Below are 19499 nucleotides of genomic sequence, written 5' to 3'. Positions count from 1 at the left end.
CCTATGCATGTCGCCTTTTAAGAAACGCGGGCCTGTGGCGGCACTTAAGCGATCGGTTCGCTTCGCTTCGAGTTGAAATCATATCGTTCGAAGTTCGCCATCGGAATTACGCAGCGACCGCAACTTTGTCTCGCATGTTCGGCTAAACTGCGACATAATGAGGGTCTCGCGTGCTGGTGAGCATGGATTCATGAACCGCAGCCCCGTGCTCGTAGACCTGGCGCTTCAAGGTGGCGGATCGCACGGTGCGTTCACGTGGGGTGTCCTGGATCGGCTTCTCGAAGAACCATGGTTTCAGATTGCGGGCATCTCCGGGACATCGGCCGGAGCGATGAACGCAGCCGTGCTGGCGGATGGTTGGACCGCGGGCGGCGCCGCCGGTGCACGCGAAGCGCTTGAAAAATATTGGCGAAGCGTCTCGCGCGCCGCCGCATTCAGTCCGTTGCAACGGTCGCCGCTCGACCGACTGATGGGACGCTGGTCGCTTGACAGCTCCCCCGCCTATCTCTTCACCGATTTGATGTCGCGGATGCTTTCACCCTACGACCTCAATCCGCTTGGCTTCAATCCGCTACGCGACATATTGAACGACAGTATCGATTTCGAGCGTCTTGCACGCGCGCCGATCAAGCTCTTCATCACCGCCACGCGCGTCCGTACGGGCCGCGGACGGATTTTTCGCAACGCGGAGATTACCGCGGATGTCCTGCTTGCGTCGGCCTGCCTGCCGACGATGTTTCGTGCGATCGAGATCGATGGCGAGCCCTATTGGGACGGCGGCTACGCGGGTAATCCCACGATTACGCCGCTCGTTCGCGAGACCGACGCGCACGACACCGTCGTCGTCCAGATCAACCCGACCGAGCGTCCGGAGCAGCCGCGCACGGCCGCTGACATTCTCAACCGGCTTAACGAGATCTCGTTCAACTCGCCGCTGGCAAAGGAGCTGCGGATGATCGCGTTGCTTCGCCAGGTCGCCGACCCCGGTACGGGGGAAGGCGCCCGCTGGGCGCAGATGAAGACGCACCGGATCAAGAGCGACATGCTTGCGACGTTCGGTTCGTCATCCAAGCTCAATGCCGAATGGGCGTTCGTGGCGAAGCTGCACGAGGAAGGGCGGCGAGCCGCCGCCGAATTCCTCGACGCGCATGGCGCCGATCTCGGTGAGCGTTCGACCGCAGATCTCGATATTCTGCTGGCGGAGTGCTGAGACGATGGGTCTTCTCGGCATTCTCGTCGGGCTTGGACTGCTGGTCTGTCTCGCTTTCCGCGGTTGGAGCGTGCTGCTGCTCGCGCCGCTCTGTGCGCTGGTGGCCGCAGCCTTCGGTGGCGAGCCGCTGCTTGCGAACTGGACGCAGACCTTCATGGGTAGTGCGTCGGAGTTTCTCGCGCAGTTCTTTCCTATTTTTCTGCTTGGCGCCGTGTTCGGAAAGCTCATGGATGACAGCGGCGCGGTCGCTGCGGTCGCGGGCTTCATCTCCCGGTGCCTGGGCGAACGCCGGATCATCCTCGCGGTCGTGCTCGCAGGCGCACTGGTCACCTATGGCGGCGTCAGCCTGTTCGTCGCCTTCTTTGTCATCGTTCCGATGGCGCAGTCGCTGTTTCGCGCGGCGGGGATTCCACGTCGTCTGGTACCGGCGGCGGTCATTCTCGGGACTTCGACCTTCACCATGTCGGCGCTGCCGGGCACGCCGTCGATACAGAATGCGATACCGATGCCGTTCTTCGGCACGACCCCCTTTGCCGCACCGGGCCTCGGCGCTGTCGCATCGATCATCATGCTGGGCGTCGGGCTGTGGTGGCTGCTTCGCGCGGAAAAAGCGGCGCGTCGGGCAAAAGAGGGTTATGGCGACGAGCTGCCGGTTCCGGCGGATGCAGCCGACGATGAGCTGTTGCGCGAGCGGGCTACGACTGCGCGGGAATTCGACCCGGCGGAGCTCCGCCACGGATATCACAGCGATGCCGCCGTCCCGATTTTCAACGCCTTGCTTCCCCTGATCGTCGTCGTTGCCGTCAATCTGGTGATGTCGCTGGTTGTGCTGCCCCGGCTTGATTTTTCGTTCCTGGCCGAACAGCGATGGGGAAATACATCGCTGGCTGCCGTGGCCGGTGTCTGGTCGGTTGTGGTGGCGCTGGCGGGAGCGATCGTGACGGTCATCCTCTGCAACTGGACGCGACTGCCCGCACTGCGACGAACCATGGATGCCGGTGCCAACGCGTCGGTCCTGCCGGCGCTGAGCGTCGCAAGCCTTGTCGGATTCGGTGCCGTTATCGCCTCGCTTCCCGCTTTCGGCGTGGTGCGGGACTGGGTGTTGCGAATTGAAGGCGGTCCATTGGTGTCGCTCGCAGTCGCGACGAACATCCTTGCGGCGCTGACGGGGTCGGCTTCCGGCGGCTTGACGATCGCGCTCGATGCGCTGGGACGGACCTATATGGATCTTGCCGCGGAGGCGGGTATTGACCCTGGCCTGTTGCACCGCGTCGCGGTGATCGGTTCGGGAACGCTGGACATTCTACCTCACAACGGCGCTGTCGTTAGCCTGCTTGCGATCTGTGGGCTCAAGCATCGCGAAAGCTATCTCGACATTGTCATGGTCGGCATCGTGAGTTCTGTCATTGCTCTCGCAGCGGTGATTGCGATCGGCACCGCATTCGGGTCGTTCTGACGCAAGACGATGGTTGGCTCTACTTTTCGCCGGCGCGCATGGCTGGAACGACGTTGATCAAAAAATGGCGAGGGGCCCGGCGTGTTGCGCCGAGCCCCTCATGGTCCAAGATATCAGCCGGCCTGTAAGCCGGGTTCTGTAGGGCACCATTCTTGCGAATGATGCGCGACGGCCATTCCTCTGGGACAAGGTTTGCACCTTGCCTCGGGCAACCTACCCGGACAGCGGGGCCTGACATCGCCCTGCGGTGTTATCGCGCATGCGCGAACTAACCGCGTTGCCGTCCCTATTCGGTTTTGCTCCCGGTGTGGTTTGCCATGCCGTCTCCGTTGCCGGAAACGCGGTGCGCTCTTACCGCACCTTTTCACCCTTACTTCCTCCGAGGAGGGAGCGGTTCGTTCTCTGTGGCACTTTCCCTGGGGTCGCCCCCGCCGGATGTTATCCGGCACCGCATGTCGATGGAGCCCGGACTTTCCTCCCCCGCGGCCTTTCGGCGCTTGCGGGAGCGGCCGTCCGGCCGACTGACGGCTTACGCATGCGGGCTTTGGCCGCCCGCGTCAAGCGATTGCGATGGTTAACCTTGGCCCAGCGCCCGGGCTGGTCCTCGATTTTGACATTCACAGAGGAGGGGCCTTTGATATCGATTTGATCGATCCAAAGGTCGAGGCGCCATGGATACCGAACTGGCCCGGACGTTCCTGACGGTGGTGAGCGCCGGCAACTTCATCACCGCGGCGGAGCGGCTGCACGTCAGCCAGTCGACCGTCAGCACCCGCATCCACACGCTCGAGCAGCAGCTCGGCTGCGTGCTATTCGTGCGCAACAAGGCCGGCACCACGTTGACGCCGGCGGGCCGGCAGTTTCAGCGCCACGCCTCGGTGCTGGTCCGCACCGTCGAGCAGGCGCGCCATGATGTCGGAATCCCCAAGGGGTTTTCCGCGACGCTGGTGGTCGGCGGCCGCATCGGACTTTGGGAGGAGTATCTGCTGCGCTGGCTGCCGCTGATGACGCGGGCGCATCCCGACATCTCGATCCGTGCCGAGAGCGCGCTCGAGCCCGAGCTGATGCAGGGGCTGGTCGAGGGACGCATCGACATCGGCGTGATGTACACGCCGCAGAGCCGCCCCGGCCTCAAGGTCGAGCAGCTGTTCGAGGAGCAGCTCATCCTGGTGTCGACCGATCCGAAGAGCGCACCGGAGCCGGGACCGGGCTATGTCTATGTCGATTGGGGCCCTGAATTCTACGCGCGTCACGCCACGCTGTTTCCGAATTTCGCCGGCCCCGCGCTGACGGTGAATATCGGCTGGCTCGGATTGCAGCATCTTTTGGAGAACGGTGGCTCCGGATTCTTTGCGCGCCGAATCGTGGAGCCGCTCCTGAAGGCGCGGCGGCTGCACGCCGTTGCCGGTGCACCTGGCTTTGCGATGCCGGCCTATGTCGCCTATCCGGCTGACGCCCAGGACGATCATCTGGCGCGCGCGGTCGAGACCATGCATCGGCTCGCCGCATCCCAGGTTAATGCGAGCGCGGACCTCCCGCGGGCCAGGCCCGCCACGCGGCGGCGGCGCTGACCGCGATTGCTATCGGCATCACTGATCCGTTCCATCGGCTTTCTTCGCTTGTCAGCGCAAACGTCCGCGTTCACAGCAGGATCGGCATCAGCAGGAGGTTAAACCATGGATATTGCGGCAGAAGTGGGAGACGCGTTGCTCAAGGGCGCCTCCGACGCGATCGTTGCGACCGATGTCGAAGGCCGCATCACGTTGTGGAATCCCGGCGCGGTCAGGATGTTCGGCTTCAGCGCCGAGGAGGCGATCGGACAATCGCTCGATTTGATCATTCCGGAGAATCTGCGCGCGCGTCACTGGGCCGGCTTCCGGCACACGATGGCGACCGGGACGAGCCGCTACGGTCAGGGCGATCTGCTGTCGGTGCCGGCGCTGACCAGGCACGGGACGCGCATCTCCGTCGAATTCACCATCGTGATGCTGCACGATGCGGCGCGCAAGGTTGCCGGCACCGTCGCCGTGATGCGCGACGTGACCAAGCTTTTCGAGGAGCTCAAGGAGTTGCGGCGCCGCGCCGCGCAGCAGGCCGGGACATCGTCGTAAGGGCTGGGAAGCCGTGCCGACTTCGCGAGGAGCGGTAGCGACGCAGCAATCCATCGCTCCGCACATGCGAACAGGTGGATTGCTTCGCTTCGCTCGCAATGACACGGATAAGGCTACAAGCAAATGCTAGGTTCTCGGTCATTCCCTCCGGGAGCCGGTCACGGCAGCTGGAGCTACTTTCCCGATCGCAGGCGGGTTTCCGCCAGCGCGGTCACGAGACCGATGATCAGCATCGAGGCCACGATGTCGGCTTCCGCACCGAAGCCAAATGCGATCACCGTCGCTGCGGCAACCGCCGCAAGGATCGCGATGGTCAGCCCTTCGTCGGCGATCAGCTGACGCAGCGCCTTCAGGCGCGTGGTGCCCCGTTGCATTGCCTGCTCACACGCCGAGCGGATTGCCGCCCGCGGCGATGCTCGAGGCGACCTGACTGGCGTGGTGGCGCGGTTCCGCCACGATCCGGCTGCGCAGGATTCGGTACAGCATCGACAGCAGGAGCCGGGAAAGGCGTGTTGCTGTCTGCGGCAGTGGTGTCATGGCGAAGTCCTCCGGGCATCCCGACCCCAAGGCTACGCACTGCCATGAATTTAACAAACGAATAATACTGGCGATTACTATCGGAATATCAGATATAAGCCGGCGCCGCGGCCCGCCGGGGTCGGCGAGGCATTCACGCCGGGCGGCCAAAATAATTTATCCTGACGATGTCGTCCCGCGTGTCGCCCGTTCGACTGGGTGTCGGCGATCCAGCCGATCAAGAGGAGTTCTCAAGATGCAATACCTGTTGCTGATCTACCGGAGCGACGCGGAATATGGCGGCATGAATGCCGACGACCGCAAGGCCCTGTCGGCGGAATATGCCGTCTACACCCAGTCCATCATCCAGAGCGGACACTTCAAGGCGGGTGACGGGCTGCAGCCGGTGTCGACCGCGACCACCGTGCGGGTGCGCGACGGCAAGACGCTGACGACCGACGGGCCATTTGCGGAAACCCGCGAACAACTCGGCGGCTACTATCTCGTCGATGCCAAGGATCTCGACACGGCGCTCGGCCTCGCGGCGCGGATTCCCGGCGCCAAGACCGGCTCGATCGAAGTCAGGCCGGTGATGATCTACGACAACCCGCGATAAGACCAACGGTCATTCCGGGGCGCGAAGCGAACCCGGAATCTCGAGATTCCGGGTTCGATGCTTTCGCATCGCCCCGGAATGACGGTGAAACTCATGACCCCCAGCCAGATCGAAAAAGTGTTTCGCGACGAGGCGGGCCGGGCGCTTGCAACGCTGATCCGGCTCGTCGGCGATTTCGATCTGGCCGAGGACGCGCTTCAGGATGCCTTTGCGGTGGCCCTGCAGCGCTGGCCGATCGGCGATTTTCCTTCCAATCCGCGTGCCTGGCTGGTCAATGTCGGCCGCAACAAGGCGATCGACCGCGTCCGCCGCGCGGCGACGTTTCGCGGCAAGCAGCAGGAACTGACGCATCAAATCCTGCTCGATGCGGAGTCCTCGCCCGAGCCGGCCGACGCAACGCTCGACGACGACATGCTGCGGCTGATCTTCACCTGCTGCCATCCGTCGTTTGCCGCCGAGGTCCAGGTCGCGCTGACCTTGCGCACGGTGTGCGGGCTGACGACGGTGCAGGTCGCGCGCGCCTTTTTGGTGAGCGAGGACGCCATGGCGCAGCGCCTCCTGCGCGCCAAGCAAAAGATAAAACTCGCCGGCATTCCCTATGAGGTGCCGGAGCGTGAGGCGCTGGAGCCGCGCCTCACCGGCGTGCTCGCGGTGATCTACCTCGTCTTCACCGAAGGTTATGCGGCAACCGCCGGCGAGGATCTGATGCGGCCCGATCTTGCGCGCGAGGCGATCCGGCTGGCGCGGCTGATCGATGCGCTGATACCGGCGCGCGGCGAGATCAAGGGCCTGCTGGCTCTGATGCTGTTGCATGATGCGCGTCGCGCCGGCCGCCAAACCGCCGGCGGCGATATCGTGCTGCTCGAGGAGCAGGACCGTTCGTTGTGGGATTTCCAGCAGATCGCCGAAGGCCTCGAACTGGTCGAGGAAGCGCTGCGGATGCCGGGCCGGCCGCAGTCCTACGCCGTGCAAGCCGCGATCGCCGCGCTGCATGCGCGGGCGCCGAGTTATCAGGACACGGATTGGCCGCAGATCGCCGGTCTCTATGAGGTGCTGCTGCGCATCAGCCCGTCGCCGGTGATCGAGCTCAATCACGCCGCCGCGGTGTCGATGGTCGATGGTCCGGCGCGCGCGCTCGGCCTGATCGATGCGCTGGACGCGCGCGGCACTTTGAAGGGATATGACCAGCTGCCCGCGGTGCGCGCCGATTTGCTGCGCCGCCTCGGCCGCAAGGACGAAGCGCGGCAGGCTTATCTCGTTGCAACGGCAGCCACGCAACTCGACCCGCTGCGGCGGCTCTATGCGCGGCGCATCGCCGAGATGGGGTGACGCGCCCCATCTCGTGCGTGGCCAGTGACGGCGCGCCATTCATCCGCGATGGTCAGCGCGCCGTGCGGTGTTGAGCGTGCTCAGTAACCTGTCTTCGCCTTGGCGCCGGTGCTCGATTGCCCGGTCGTCGTTCCCTTCGACATGCCGGTCGTGGTGCCGGGTGCCATCTTCTTCTGCGCGTGATGGACCTTCTGGGTCTTGTGATGGGTCGACGACATGGTCTTGCTTTGGGTCGACATAGCGCCAGCGGCAGCCGGAGCGACAATGAGGCCGACGGCGGCGGCTCCTGCGATCAGTGCTTTGAACATGGACGAATCTCCACTCGGACCGCCCCAGCTACAAAGACCGCACGTGCCGAAAAGTTCCAACGTGCACGCACACTTGGCAGGAAAATGCACCGCTCCTTCGCAATGACGGACAGAGGCGAGCCTAGCTCGACGCGACCACCGTCGCCGCATCCGGCGGCAGGCTCTCGAGCAGCGCGTGCAGTGTGGCCATGGTGGAGCGGTCGGCGATCCCGTCGATGCGCTCCGGGCGGAAGTGACGCTGGAAGGCGGTGACGACCTCCATGGTCGGGCCGTCGAACTTGCCGTTGGTCGGGATGTTGTAGCCGTAGCGCCGGAACGCGGCCTGCATGTTGGAGACGCTGTCGCTGATCGCACCGAGCTGCAGCGCGTCGCCGCGCGCGATCGGCGCCGGCTGCACCCAGTGCCCGACGCCGGAATTGGCCAACGAGTGCCAGGGGAATTTCTCGCCGGGATCCTTCTTGCGCGCCGGCGCCACGTCGGAATGGCCGAGCACGCGATGCGGAACCACCTTGCGGCGAAGCATGATGCCGCGGCACAGCGCGATGACAGCCGCAATCTGGCGCAGCGGAAAGTCCGGATAGCCCCAATCGTGGCCGCGATTGACGATCTCGACGCCGATCGAGCAGGAGTTGATGTCGTCATCGCCGGCCCACGCCGACACGCCGGCGTGCCAGGCGCGCTTGCTCTCCGGCACGCACTGCACGATGCGGCCGTCCTCGAGCACGATGTAGTGTGCCGAGACCTCGGTGCCGGCCGTGCAGAGCTGGGTGATCGCACCCTCGACGTCGGGCATGCCGGTGTAGTGCAGCACGATCATGTCGGGTTGCCGGCCATTGGCGCGATCGCCGAAGTTCGCCGACGGGATCACGTCGGAGGCGATCGAGGAATCCGGCGTGAACGTCTTCGCGTCCGCCACCCCCTTTGGAACAGGGAGGGCGCGCTGACGCTTCGAATCAGCGTTGCCGGACGAAGACGAACTTGAAGCCATACGAATCACTCAAACCCGAACCAGGAGAAAGCATTTTGACATATGGATAAACAAATAGGCGTTTACTATTCCTTTACCGTGCGGGCCGCGCAATCGACCCCTGCCGGGTTCCGTGATCCGCACGATGTGCCGCGCCATTGTGCGCGGAGTGGGTCGCGAGGGTATCACTCGAATGCGGATCAAAGCCGCGCGATTGCGCTAACCGATCATCAACGTTTTCTTAACGTTAAGTGCCGTTACTGAGAGGTGAAGTGCCGAACCGGTTTCGGGGGACGGCCAAAGGACGCTGAGCCCCGCTGTTTGCGCGAAATCCCATGGAAACCCTCCCAATTCCGGTCGGATATCAGGATTTGCGGCCGAGGACGGGAGTTGGCGCTGGCGTCACGCAGCGGCTCTTTCACGTGTTTTCGAGCGAAGTGGATACCGGTTCGCGTGAAGAAAACGCGTCAAGACAGGAATCCAGAGCCCCGTTCCGATCCAATCGGAACGAAGAAGGCTCTGGGCGCGAGGATTCGAGGCGCAATGAATCGGCGCGCACCCAGCTTGCATGCCAGTTACGCGGCCCCGCCCGGGAGCGGCGCATGAGCGAGCGTGCGCCGCGTCACATTTCGGTGTTGGGCCGCGAGGCGGTCGCGTATCTCGCTCCGCGCGCCGGCGGCATCTATGTCGACGCGACCTTCGGTGCAGGCGGCTACAGCCGGGCGATCCTCGATGTCGCCGATACCCGCGTGATCGGCATCGACCGCGACCGCACCGCGATAACCGGCGGCTTCGATCTGGTCGATGGCGCAGGCGGCCGCCTGACGCTGGTCGAGGACCGCTTCTCCAACCTCGCCGAGGTCTGCGCATCGCAGGGGGTGGATGCGGTCGACGGCGTCGTGATGGATGTCGGCGTCTCCTCGATGCAGCTCGACCAGGCCGAACGCGGCTTCTCGTTCCGCCTCGGCGGTCCGCTCGATATGCGGATGGCCCAGAGCGGCCCGACCGTGGCCGACGTGGTCGCGACGGCTTCCGAGAAACAGCTCGCCGACATCATCTATATCTTCGGCGAGGAGCGGCATTCGCGCGGCGTTGCCCGCGCCGTCGTCGCCGCGCGCAAGGACGCGCCGATCACGACGACCGACGCGCTTGCCGATATCGTCGCGAAGGTCGTGCGCGCCAAGCCGAACGAGATCCATCCGGCGACGCGGACCTTCCAGGCGCTGCGCATCTTCGTCAATGAGGAGCTCGATGAGCTCTATCTGGCGCTGGCAGCGGCCGAGCGCGTGCTGAAGCCGGGCGGCCGGCTCGTCGTGGTTTCATTCCATTCGCTGGAAGACCGCATCGTCAAGAATTTCCTCAGCCTGCGCGGCAAGGTCTCCGCCGGTTCGAGGCATTTGCCCGAGGTGGCGCAAGCGGCGCCGAGCTTTCAGATCCTGACCAAGCGGCCGGTGACGCCTGATGAGGCCGAGCTTGCCGCCAATCCGCGCGCGCGATCGGCCAAGCTGCGTGCCGCCGAACGCACTGCTGCGCCGGTGCACGCCGACGACGACCTGCCGTCATGGCCGCGGCTGTCCGACCTGAAGCGGGGAGGGTGACGATGCGCCTTCTCCATCTCCTCGTCATCGGCATGCTGATCTTCGCGGCGTCCTATGTCTACCGCATCAAGATGGAATCGACCGCGCGCGTCGAGCGCGTGCTGCAGCTCAATGCCGAGATCCGCGAGCAGCGCAACGCGATCGCCGCGTTGCGCGCCGAATGGGCCAAGCTCGATGCTCCGCTCCGGCTGCAAGGCCTCGCCGAGCGCCATCTGCCGCTGAAGCCGATCAACGCCAACCAGTACGATTCCCTGAAGAACCTGCCGGAGCGGCCGCCGAGCTTCACGCGGCCCGGTTCGCGCGATCCGATCGGCGCGATGATCGACACCATCGAGGCGGCCGCGGCGCCCGACAGCACCACCGGATCGATCGACAAGGCGGCGACCGACCAGTCGGCCGCCGACCAGCCTGCGCCCGAAGACTCCGGGCAGGGCGGGGGAGACCAGCAATGACGGGACCAGCCATGACCGATCCGGCACCCGCCAACACACCGGCCGTGAAACCTGCCGAGCCATGGAACCAGCGGCTGATCCGCACGCTGCTGTACGGCAGTAATGTCGACCGCGCCGCCAAGGCGCGCGCGCGCGTTGGTCTTGCCATCCTCGCTTTCGCTGCGGTCTATTGCGTGCTGGCGGGGAGGCTGGTGCTGTTCGCCGTCGGCGCCGACAGCCACGGCGCGCGCCGCACCGCCTCGCAGGACGCCATCGCGACCGCGAGGCCCGACATCACCGACCGCAACGGCGAAATCCTCGCCACCGACGTCAAGGCGCCGAGCCTGTTCGCCGAGCCGCGCCGGCTGATCGACAAGGACGAGGCGATCGAGCTTTTGACCGGAGCCTTGCCCGATCTCGACACCAGCGAGGTGCGCGACCGCCTGTCGTCGCGCAAGGGTTTCGTCTGGCTGAAGCGCGAGATCACGCCGAAGCAGCAGAGCGACATCCATCGCCTCGGCCTTCCCGGCGTCGGCTTCCTGCGCGAGAACAAACGCGTCTATCCGACCGGCAATGAGGTCGCCCACCTGATCGGCCTGGTCAACATCGACAACCAGGGCATCGCCGGCATGGAGAAGTGGCTGGACAGCAACGGGCTGGCCGATCTGCATCGCGCGGGCTTCGCCACCGACCGGCTGCAGAAGCCGGTGGAGCTGTCGGTCGACCTGCGCGTCGAGCACGCGCTGCGCGACGAATTGCTCAAGGCGAAAGAGAAGTTCAAGGCCAAGGCCGCCTCCGGCCTCGTCTCCAACGTGCGCACCGGCGAGATCGTGGCGATGGTCTCGCTGCCGGATTTCGATCCTAACAATCCGAAGGAGGCGCACGATCCCGATCGCATCAACCGCCTGACCACCGGCGTCTACGAGATGGGCTCGACCTTCAAGGCGTTCACGCTGGCGATGGCGCTGGATAGCGGCCGGTTCGACCTCAACTCGATGTGGGATGCGCGCGGCCCGCTGCATTACGGCAAGTTCGCGATCCATGACGACCACAACATGGGCCGCATGATCAACATGAAGGAGGTGTTCTACTATTCCTCCAACATCGGCGCCGGGCGCATTGCGCTGGCGATGGGCGTCGATGCGCACAAGGCCTTCTTGCGCAAGATGGGCCAGCTCGAGCGGCTGCGCACCGAACTGCCGGAGAGCGCGTCCCCGATCGTGCCGAAGAAGTGGGGCGAATTGAACACCGTCACCATCTCGTTCGGTCACGGCATCGCGGTGGCGCCGCTGCAGGCGGTGATGGGCATCGATGCGCTGGTCAATGGCGGCTACCTGATCCCCCCGACCTTCCTGAAGCGCACCGAGCAGGAGGCGATGGCGCTCGCCAAGCGCGTCATCAAGCCGGAGACCTCGGACAAGATGCGCTATCTGATGCGGCTCAATGCCGAGATCGGCACCGCGAAGAAGGCCGACGTCAAGGGCTACTATATCGGCGGCAAGACCGGCACCGCGGAGAAGGTGATCAACGGCCGCTACGCCAAGAAGCGCGTGCTCAACGCCTTCACCGCGATCCTGCCCGCCGACAATCCGAAATACCAGCTCCTGATCATGCTCGACGAGCCGCAGCCCCTGAAGGAGACCTACGGGTTCATCACCTCGGGCTGGAATGCGGTGCCGACCGGCGGCAATGTGATCGCCCGAATTGCGCCGCTTTTGGGCGTTGAACCGCGATTCGATCTGCCGCCGTCCGACCGCCTTATTCTTGCGGCATCCAAAACAACCCAGTAAGGCGTATACTCACGCGGCGCCAGAACGGCGCCGGCCAGACTGGAAGATCATGAGACTTCGCGACCTCTTCAGCGATGACGCCACGATCGATCCGAGTGCCTCCTCGCTCATTGTCGGAGGGCTTGCGGTCGACAGCCGCGCGGTGAAGCCGGGCGACCTGTTCTTCGCGCTGGCCGGCAGCAGGACCGATGGCGCGCGCTTCGTCGATGCGGCGATTGCCGCCGGCGCGGTCGCGGTCGCCAGCGACCATCTGCCGCAAGGTCACGCGCGCGCCCCCTTCGTCATCACGCCGAATCCGCGCCGTGCGCTGGCGCTCGCCGCGGCCAAATTCTTTTCCCGCCAGCCGGCGACGATCGCGGCGGTGACCGGCACCAGCGGCAAGACCTCGGTCGCAGCATTCACACGCCAGATCTGGCAGCGGCTCGGACATTCCTCCGCCAGCATCGGCACCATCGGCCTCGTCTCGGACAAGCGCACTGTCTACGGCTCGCTGACCACGCCGGATCCGATTGCGCTGCATCGCCAGCTCGACGAGATCGCGAGCGACGGCGTCACGCATCTGGCGTTCGAGGCGTCCTCGCACGGCCTCGATCAGTATCGTCTCGACGGTGTGCGCATCGCCGCCGGCGGCTTCACCAATCTGTCGCGCGACCACATGGACTATCATCCCGATGTCGCGCATTATCTCAATGCAAAGCTCCGGCTGTTCCGCGATCTGGTCGCGCCAGGCGGCGCCGCGGTGATCTCGGCCGATCATGACTGTTCGGCCGAGGTGATCGATGCGGCGCGCTCGCGCGGCCTGCGCATCATCGCGGTCGGGCGCAACGCCGATGCAGGCGATGGCATCAAGCTCCTCGATGCCGCCATCGAAGGCTTTGCCCAGCGGCTCCTGATCGAGCACCGCGGGCGCAAGCACGCGATCCGGCTGCCGCTGGTCGGCGAATTCCAGATCGAGAACGCGCTGGTCGCGGCCGGGCTCGCGATCGGCACCGGCAGCGCCGCCGATGACGTATTCGGCTGCCTCGAACATCTCGAAGGCGCCAAGGGCCGGCTGGAATTCGTCGGCGAGCACAATGGCGCGCCGATCTTCGTCGACTACGCCCACAAGCCAGACGCGCTCGCCAAGGCGCTGCAGGCGCTGCGGCCCTATGCCAAGCGCAAGCTGGTCGTGATCTTCGGCGCCGGCGGCGACCGCGACGCCGGCAAGCGTCCGATCATGGGCGCGATCGCGGCCGAGAATGCCGATCAGGTCATCGTCACCGACGACAATCCGCGCAGCGAGAAGCCGGAGGCGATCCGCGCCGCGATCATGGCGACGGCGAAGGGCGCGCGCGAGATCGGCGACCGCGCCGCGGCGATCCGCGCCGGCATTGCCGGCCTCGCGCCGGGCGATGCGCTGGTGGTCGCCGGCAAGGGCCACGAGGTCGGGCAGATCGTCGGCAACACGACGCTGCCGTTCAGCGATCATGAGGCGGTCGCCAGTGCATTGGCTGCGGAGGGCGCATGAGCACGATGTTGTGGACCTCGGATGCGATGGCGACGGCGATGCGCGCCGCCACGCAAGGCACGCTGCCGGACGGCGTCACCGGTCTCTCGATCGACAGCCGCACCATCGCGCCGGGCGAAGCGTATTTCGCGATCAAGGGCGACGTCCATGACGGCCATGCCTTCGTCGAGGCGGCGCTGAAGGGCGGTGCCGGGCTCGCGGTGGTCGAGACCGCGCAACGGGCGAAGTTTCCCACTGATGCGCCGCTGCTGGTGGTCGACGACGTGCTCGCCGGCCTCGTCGAGCTCGCGCATGCCTCGCGCGCGCGGCTCAACGCGCAGATCGTCGCGGTGACCGGCTCGGTCGGCAAGACCTCGACCAAGGAGGCGCTGCGCCGCGTGCTGTCGGCGCAGGGCGAGACCCATGCCTCGGTGGCGTCGTTCAACAATCATTGGGGCGTGCCGCTGTCGCTGGCGCGCTGCCCGGCCAGCACGCGCTTTGCGGTGTTCGAGATCGGCATGAACCATGCCGGCGAGATCACGCCGCTGGTGAAGATGGTGCGCCCGCACGTCGCAATCATCACCACCATCGAGCCGGTGCATCTGGAATTCTTCGCCGGCATCGAGGCGATCGCCGACGCCAAGGCGGAGATCTTCGCAGGGCTCGAGCCCGATGGCGCCGTCGTGCTCAACCGCGACAACGGGCAATTCGCGCGGCTGCAACAGCGGGCCAGGCAGGCCGGCATCTCGCGCATCGTCTCGTTCGGCGCGGACAAGCGCGCCGAGGCGCGGCTGCTCGACCTCTCGCTGCATGCGACCTGCTCGGCGGTGCATGCGGATATTCTGGATCATGACATCACCTACAAGATCGGCATGCCCGGCCGGCACATGGCGATGAACTCGCTCGCGGTGCTCGCCGGCGCTTCGCTGCTCGGCGCCGATATCGCGCGCGCGGCGCTGTCGCTGTCGCAGCTCGCGGCGCCGACCGGCCGCGGCCTCCGCCGCACTCTCGAGGTCGGCCATGGCGAGGCGACGCTGATCGACGAGAGCTACAACGCCAACCCGGCCTCGATGGGCGCCGCGCTCAACGTGCTCGGTCAGGCCCAGACCGGGCCGCATGGCCGCCGCATCGCGGTGCTCGGTGACATGCTCGAGCTCGGGCCGACCGGGCCCGATTTGCACCGCGGCCTCAACGAGGCCGTGACCGCCAACCGCATCGACCTCGTATATTGTTGTGGTCCGCTGATGCGGAATCTGTGGGATGCCCTTTCCACCGGCAAGCGGGGAGGCTATGCCGAGAGCTCGGCGGCGCTCGAAGCGCAGGCGATTGCCGCGGTCCGTGCCGGTGACGTGATCATGGTGAAGGGCTCGCTGGGATCGAAGATGAAGCTCATTGTCAGCGCGCTGGAAAAACGCTTCCCCGACAAGGCCGCGCACGAAGAAGCGGTATAGGACCCCTCGAATGTTCTACTGGTTGATCGAACTGTCCAACACCGTTCCGGGGTTTGGGGCGTTCCGCAGCGCTTTGAACGTGTTCCGCTACATCACCTTCCGCACCGGCGGCGCGATGGTGACCGGCGCGCTGTTCGTGTTCCTGTTCGGGCCCTGGATCATCGATCATCTGCGGCTGCGGCAGGGTAAGGGCCAGCCGATCCGCACCGACGGTCCGCAGTCGCATCTGATCTCCAAGAAGGGCACGCCCACCATGGGCGGGCTGATGATCCTGTCCGGGCTCGTGGTGTCGACGCTGCTCTGGGCCAATCCGCTCAATCCCTATGTCTGGATCGTGCTGGCGGTGACGCTCGGCTTCGGCTTCGTCGGCTTCTATGACGATTATTTGAAGGTCACAAAGCAGTCGCACAGCGGCTTCGCCGGCAAGCTGCGGCTCTTGATCGAGGCGGTGATCGGGCTCGCCGCCACCTACGCGCTGGTCCGGCTCGGGCGCGACGTGTCGTCGACCTCGCTCGTGATTCCGTTCTTCAAGGACCTCGTGATCAATTTCGGCTGGTTCTTCGTGATCTTCGGCGCCTTCGTGATGGTCGGCGCCGGCAACGCGGTGAATCTCACCGACGGTCTCGACGGTCTTGCGATCGTGCCCGTGATGATTGCCGCCGCAAGCTTCGGCATGATCTCGTACCTGACCGGCAACGCGGTGTTCTCGGATTACCTGCAGATCAATTACGTCGCCGGCACCGGCGAACTGGCGGTGCTGTGCGGCGCGGTGCTTGGCGCAGGCCTCGGCTTCCTCTGGTTCAACGCGCCGCCGGCCTCGATCTTCATGGGCGACACCGGCTCGCTGGCGCTCGGCGGCATGCTCGGCGCGACGGCGGTTGCGGTGAAGCACGAGATCGTGCTCGCCGTGATCGGTGGCCTGTTCGTGCTGGAGGCGGTCTCGGTCATCGTCCAGGTCACCTCGTTCAAGCTCACCGGCAAGCGCGTGTTCCGGATGGCGCCGCTGCACCATCATTTCGAGCAGAAGGGCTGGACCGAACCGCAGATCGTGATCAGGTTCTGGATCATCTCGGTGATGCTGGCGCTCGCCGGCCTCTCCACCCTCAAGCTGCGCTGAGCGTCGCCATGATCCCGGTCACCTCCTTCTCCGGCAAGACGGTCGCGGTGTTCGGGCTCGGCGGCTCCGGGCTTGCGAGCTGCCAGGCGCTGAAGGCCGGCGGCGCCGAGGTGATCGCGGCCGACGATAATGCCGACAACGTCGTCAAGGCGGCGCAGGCCGGCTTCACTACCGCTGATCTGCGCACCGTGTCGTGGGCGAATTTCGCCGCGCTGATCCTGACCCCCGGCGCGCCGCTGACCCATCCGGCGCCGCACTGGAGCGTGCTGAAGGCGCGCGAGGTGGGGTGCGAGGTGATCGGCGACGTCGAACTGTTCTGCCGCGAGCGGCGCCGTCACGCGCCGAACGCGCCATTCGTCGCCATCACCGGCACCAACGGCAAATCGACCACCACCGCGCTGATCGCGCATCTGATGAAGGTCGCCGGCTACGACACCCAGATGGGCGGCAATATCGGCACCGCGATCCTGTCGCTGGAGCCGCCGCGCATGGGGCGTGTCCATGTGATCGAGATGTCATCCTACCAGATCGATCTCGCACCGTCGCTCGATCCGTCGGTCGGCATCCTGATCAACATCAGCGAGGATCACATCGATCGCCACGGCACGCTCGAGCATTACGCGGCGGTGAAGGAGCGGCTGGTCGCCGGCGTACAGGCCGGCGGCACGGCGATAACAGGCGTCGACGACATCTGGTGCCGCAACATCGCCGACCGGCTCGATCGCGCCGGCAAGCGCGTGGTGCGCATCTCGGTGAAGAACCCGCTGCCCGACGGCCTCTATGTCGAGCACGAGACCATCGTGCGTGCGTCGGGCGCGGCGCGCAGCGAGATAGCGCGGTTAGGCGGCACCGGCTCGTTGCGCGGTCTGCACAATGCGCAGAACGCCGCCTGCGCCTCGGCCTGCGCGCTGGCGATGGGGATCGCGACCGACGTGCTGCAGAACGGCCTGCGCAGCTTCCCGGGTCTCGCGCACCGCATGGAGCAGGTCGGCCGCCGCGGCAACGTGCTGTTCGTCAACGACTCCAAGGGTACCAACGCGGATGCGGCCGCGCATGCGCTATCCTCGTTCGCCGACATCTACTGGATCGCCGGCGGCAAGCCGAAGGCCGGCGGCATCACCAGCCTGACCGAATATTTTCCGCGCATCCGCAAGGCCTATCTGATCGGCGAGGCGGCGGCCGAATTCTCCGGCACGCTCGGCGAGCGCGTCCCGCACGACATGTCCGGCACGCTCGACGTCGCGATCGCCAGCGCCGCGCGCGATGCCGAGGCATCGGGGCTCGCGGAAGCCGTCGTGCTGCTGTCGCCGGCCTGCGCCTCGTTCGACCAGTACCGCAATTTCGAAATCCGCGGCACCGCCTTCCGCGACATCGTCCAGGCATTGCCCGGCGTCAAGCCGGTGGTGTGACGTCACGCCGTAGAATCGTAGGATGGTAGAGCGCAGCGAAACCCATCGCGCAGGGAAGGCCGGGTTGTTTCCGGCCACACCTGTGGTCCTACCCCCGAGCTTTCTACCCATCGCCCGGGGCCCATGGGTGCGATCGGCACCCGGCTTTCCCTGCGCCCGCTTCAAGAGCGGGCAAAACGATGCAAAGCTCGGACGGATTCATGTCGCGAGAATGCGGACGTATGACGCGCAAGAGGCGCCCAACACTCGGTGTCGTCCCTGCGAAAGCAGGGACCCATAACCACCGACGCTGATTGTTGCGCGACGTCGGAACGACGAGTCGCTTCAACACCATCCGCCGCGGAGTATGGGTCCCTGCTTTCGCAGGGACGACGCGCGGAAGGAGCCGTGGGCTCTCATTCTCTCCGGTGTCATGCCCCGCCCATGCGGGCATCCAGACACCCGTGCTTGAGGCGCCAATCCACCTCCCTCAAAAGTTACCCAACCCGTTAACCCCTTGGAAACCATCCTGCGCCACGAATGGACGTTATCTCTGCCATCTGGGGACGCCCATGCTCGCCCGTGACCAACGCACCCCGTTCTCGGACTGGTGGTGGACCGTCGACAAGCTGCTGCTTGTGGCGATCGCCGCGTTGATGCTGGCCGGCGTCATCCTGTCGCTGGCGGCGAGCCCACCGGTGGCGACCCGGATCGGGCTCGATCCGTTCCACTTCTTCAACCGCCACGTCATGTTCCTGGTGCCGTCGCTGATGGTGCTGATCGGCGTCTCGTTCATGACGCCGCGGCAGATCCGGCGCACCGCGCTGATCGTGTTCGCGGTCTCGATCGCGCTGATCGTGCTGACGCTCTTGGTCGGGCCCGAGGTCAAGGGCTCGCGGCGCTGGATCACGCTGCTCGGCGTCAACATCCAGGCCTCCGAAGCCGCAAAGCCCTCCTTCGTCATCGTCGCGGCCTGGCTGTTTGCGGAATCGACCAAGCGGCCGGAGATGCCGGCGACCTCGATGGCGCTGGTGCTGTTGCTGACGCTGGTCACGCTGCTGGTGATGGAGCCCGACTTCGGTCAGACCATGCTGATCCTCACCGTGTGGGGCGCGCTGTTCTTCATCGCGGGCATGCGGATGATCTGGGTGTTCGGGCTCGCCGGCGCGGCGGGCGCCGGCCTGTTCGGCGCCTATCTTTTGGTGCCGCACGTCGCCGGCCGCATCAAGCGCTTCATGAATCCCGCCTCCGGCGACACCTTCCAGGTCGACACCGCGATGGAAGCGTTCTGGAACGGCGGCTGGTTCGGCTTGGGGCCGGGCGAGGGCATCGCCAAGCGCAGCCTGCCGGACAGCCACACCGACTTCGTGTTCGCGGTCGCGGCGGAAGAGTTCGGCATCATCCTCTGCTTGATGCTGGTGGCGCTGTTCGGTTTCATCGTGATCCGCACGCTGACCCGCGCCTATGCCACCGAGGACATGTTCTCGCGCTTCGCGGCGTCGGGGCTTGCGATCCTGTTCGGCGTGCAGGCGACCATCAACATGGCGGTCAATCTGCAATTGATTCCGGCCAAGGGCATGACGCTGCCGTTCATTTCCTATGGCGGTTCCTCGTTCGTGTCGCTTGCCTATGGCGTCGGCATGATGCTGGCGCTGACGCGGCAGCGGCCGCGCACCGAGATCGAATCGATGGAGGGCGCCAGCGCTCAGCGCGCCTACGCGTAGG

General features: G+C 65.5%; 18 protein-coding genes and 1 other RNA gene. 14 read left to right on the top strand and 5 right to left on the bottom strand.

Translation table 11 applies throughout. The annotated features are described in order from the left end of the window. The first annotated feature begins 190 nt into the window (after window positions 1-190). Together ACVWY5_RS26460 and ACVWY5_RS26455 are read left to right on the top strand one after the other, a co-directional pair. The gene (locus ACVWY5_RS26460; RefSeq protein WP_028332563.1) at window positions 191-1210 is read left to right on the top strand and encodes a patatin-like phospholipase family protein; all 1020 of its coding nucleotides are present in this window, start codon (window positions 191-193) and stop codon (window positions 1208-1210) included. A gap of 4 nt (window positions 1211-1214) precedes the next feature. Beyond that, window positions 1215-2666 carry a GntP family permease gene (locus ACVWY5_RS26455; RefSeq protein ID WP_028332562.1) on the top strand — a complete coding sequence of 484 codons (1452 nt, stop codon included), beginning with the start codon at window positions 1215-1217 and terminating at the stop codon, window positions 2664-2666. Window positions 2667-2775: 109 nt separating this feature from the next. On the opposite strand, the gene rnpB is transcribed toward ACVWY5_RS26455, so the two are convergent. Next, an RNA gene (rnpB, locus tag ACVWY5_RS26450) (RNase P RNA component class A) lies at window positions 2776-3191 on the bottom strand. Between the two features lie 146 nt (window positions 3192-3337). Here rnpB and ACVWY5_RS26445 point away from each other — a divergent pair. Together ACVWY5_RS26445 and ACVWY5_RS26440 are read left to right on the top strand one after the other, a co-directional pair. Then, entirely contained in the window at window positions 3338-4237 is a 900-nt protein-coding gene (locus ACVWY5_RS26445; RefSeq protein ID WP_028332561.1) for a LysR family transcriptional regulator, read from the top strand. 105 nt (window positions 4238-4342) lie between these two features. Then, window positions 4343-4777 carry a PAS domain-containing protein gene (locus tag ACVWY5_RS26440; protein ID WP_028332560.1) on the top strand — a complete coding sequence of 145 codons (435 nt, stop codon included), beginning with the start codon at window positions 4343-4345 and terminating at the stop codon, window positions 4775-4777. Window positions 4778-4950: 173 nt separating this feature from the next. Here the strand turns inward: ACVWY5_RS26440 and ACVWY5_RS26435 are convergent, their stop codons facing one another. Further along, a complete protein-coding gene (locus ACVWY5_RS26435) occupies window positions 4951-5151 on the bottom strand; it encodes a hypothetical protein (protein ID WP_028332559.1) in 201 nt (66 codons plus the stop codon). Between the two features lie 7 nt (window positions 5152-5158). Continuing rightward, a complete protein-coding gene (locus ACVWY5_RS26430; protein WP_198400224.1) occupies window positions 5159-5314 on the bottom strand; it encodes a hypothetical protein in 156 nt (51 codons plus the stop codon). A 235-nt stretch (window positions 5315-5549) separates the two neighbouring features. On the opposite strand from ACVWY5_RS26430, the gene ACVWY5_RS26425 reads away from it, so the two are divergent. Next, window positions 5550-5909, top strand: a complete 360-nt coding sequence (locus ACVWY5_RS26425; RefSeq protein ID WP_028332558.1) for a YciI family protein — start codon at window positions 5550-5552, stop codon at window positions 5907-5909. A 93-nt stretch (window positions 5910-6002) separates the two neighbouring features. Beyond that, entirely contained in the window at window positions 6003-7238 is a 1236-nt protein-coding gene (locus ACVWY5_RS26420) for an RNA polymerase sigma factor (RefSeq protein WP_028332557.1), read from the top strand. A gap of 80 nt (window positions 7239-7318) precedes the next feature. On the opposite strand, the gene ACVWY5_RS26415 is transcribed toward ACVWY5_RS26420, so the two are convergent. Both ACVWY5_RS26415 and ACVWY5_RS26410 read right to left on the bottom strand, forming a co-directional pair. Next, complete coding sequence (locus ACVWY5_RS26415; protein WP_016840052.1) at window positions 7319-7546, bottom strand: hypothetical protein; 228 nt, start codon at window positions 7544-7546, stop codon at window positions 7319-7321. Window positions 7547-7667: 121 nt separating this feature from the next. Beyond that, window positions 7668-8534, bottom strand: a complete 867-nt coding sequence (locus ACVWY5_RS26410) for an N-acetylmuramoyl-L-alanine amidase (protein ID WP_028332556.1) — start codon at window positions 8532-8534, stop codon at window positions 7668-7670. A 581-nt stretch (window positions 8535-9115) separates the two neighbouring features. Here ACVWY5_RS26410 and rsmH point away from each other — a divergent pair. From rsmH to ftsW, 8 genes are all read left to right on the top strand, one after another. Next, window positions 9116-10111 (top strand): 16S rRNA (cytosine(1402)-N(4))-methyltransferase RsmH, encoded by a 996-nt coding sequence (rsmH, locus tag ACVWY5_RS26405; RefSeq protein WP_028332555.1) that lies wholly within the window; start codon window positions 9116-9118, stop codon window positions 10109-10111. 2 nt (window positions 10112-10113) lie between these two features. Next, complete coding sequence (gene ftsL, locus ACVWY5_RS26400; RefSeq protein ID WP_038377244.1) at window positions 10114-10563, top strand: cell division protein FtsL; 450 nt, start codon at window positions 10114-10116, stop codon at window positions 10561-10563. An 11-nt stretch (window positions 10564-10574) separates the two neighbouring features. Further along, window positions 10575-12332, top strand: coding sequence for a peptidoglycan D,D-transpeptidase FtsI family protein (locus ACVWY5_RS26395; protein ID WP_028332553.1), 1758 nt, complete (start codon window positions 10575-10577; stop codon window positions 12330-12332). Window positions 12333-12381: 49 nt separating this feature from the next. Continuing rightward, the gene (locus ACVWY5_RS26390; protein WP_028332552.1) at window positions 12382-13839 is read left to right on the top strand and encodes a UDP-N-acetylmuramoyl-L-alanyl-D-glutamate--2,6-diaminopimelate ligase; all 1458 of its coding nucleotides are present in this window, start codon (window positions 12382-12384) and stop codon (window positions 13837-13839) included. Beyond that, on the top strand, window positions 13836-15269 hold the full coding sequence (locus tag ACVWY5_RS26385) for a UDP-N-acetylmuramoylalanyl-D-glutamyl-2,6-diaminopimelate--D-alanyl-D-alanine ligase (protein WP_028332551.1): 1434 nt from the start codon (window positions 13836-13838) through the stop codon (window positions 15267-15269). Before ACVWY5_RS26390 ends, ACVWY5_RS26385 begins: the two co-directional genes overlap by 4 nt. Window positions 15270-15279: 10 nt before the next feature. Further along, window positions 15280-16386 carry a phospho-N-acetylmuramoyl-pentapeptide-transferase gene (gene mraY, locus ACVWY5_RS26380; RefSeq protein WP_028332550.1) on the top strand — a complete coding sequence of 369 codons (1107 nt, stop codon included), beginning with the start codon at window positions 15280-15282 and terminating at the stop codon, window positions 16384-16386. An 8-nt stretch (window positions 16387-16394) separates the two neighbouring features. Then, a complete protein-coding gene (murD, locus tag ACVWY5_RS26375; protein ID WP_028332549.1) occupies window positions 16395-17795 on the top strand; it encodes a UDP-N-acetylmuramoyl-L-alanine--D-glutamate ligase in 1401 nt (466 codons plus the stop codon). Window positions 17796-18346: 551 nt separating this feature from the next. Further along, window positions 18347-19498 carry a putative lipid II flippase FtsW gene (gene ftsW, locus ACVWY5_RS26370; protein ID WP_016846580.1) on the top strand — a complete coding sequence of 384 codons (1152 nt, stop codon included), beginning with the start codon at window positions 18347-18349 and terminating at the stop codon, window positions 19496-19498. The last annotated feature ends 1 nt before the right edge of the window (window position 19499 follow it).

The sequence above is a fragment of the Bradyrhizobium sp. USDA 3256 genome (assembly GCF_054058275.1).
Note: the sequence above shows the minus strand (reverse complement) of the source record. Positions and strands in the feature narration are given on the sequence as shown.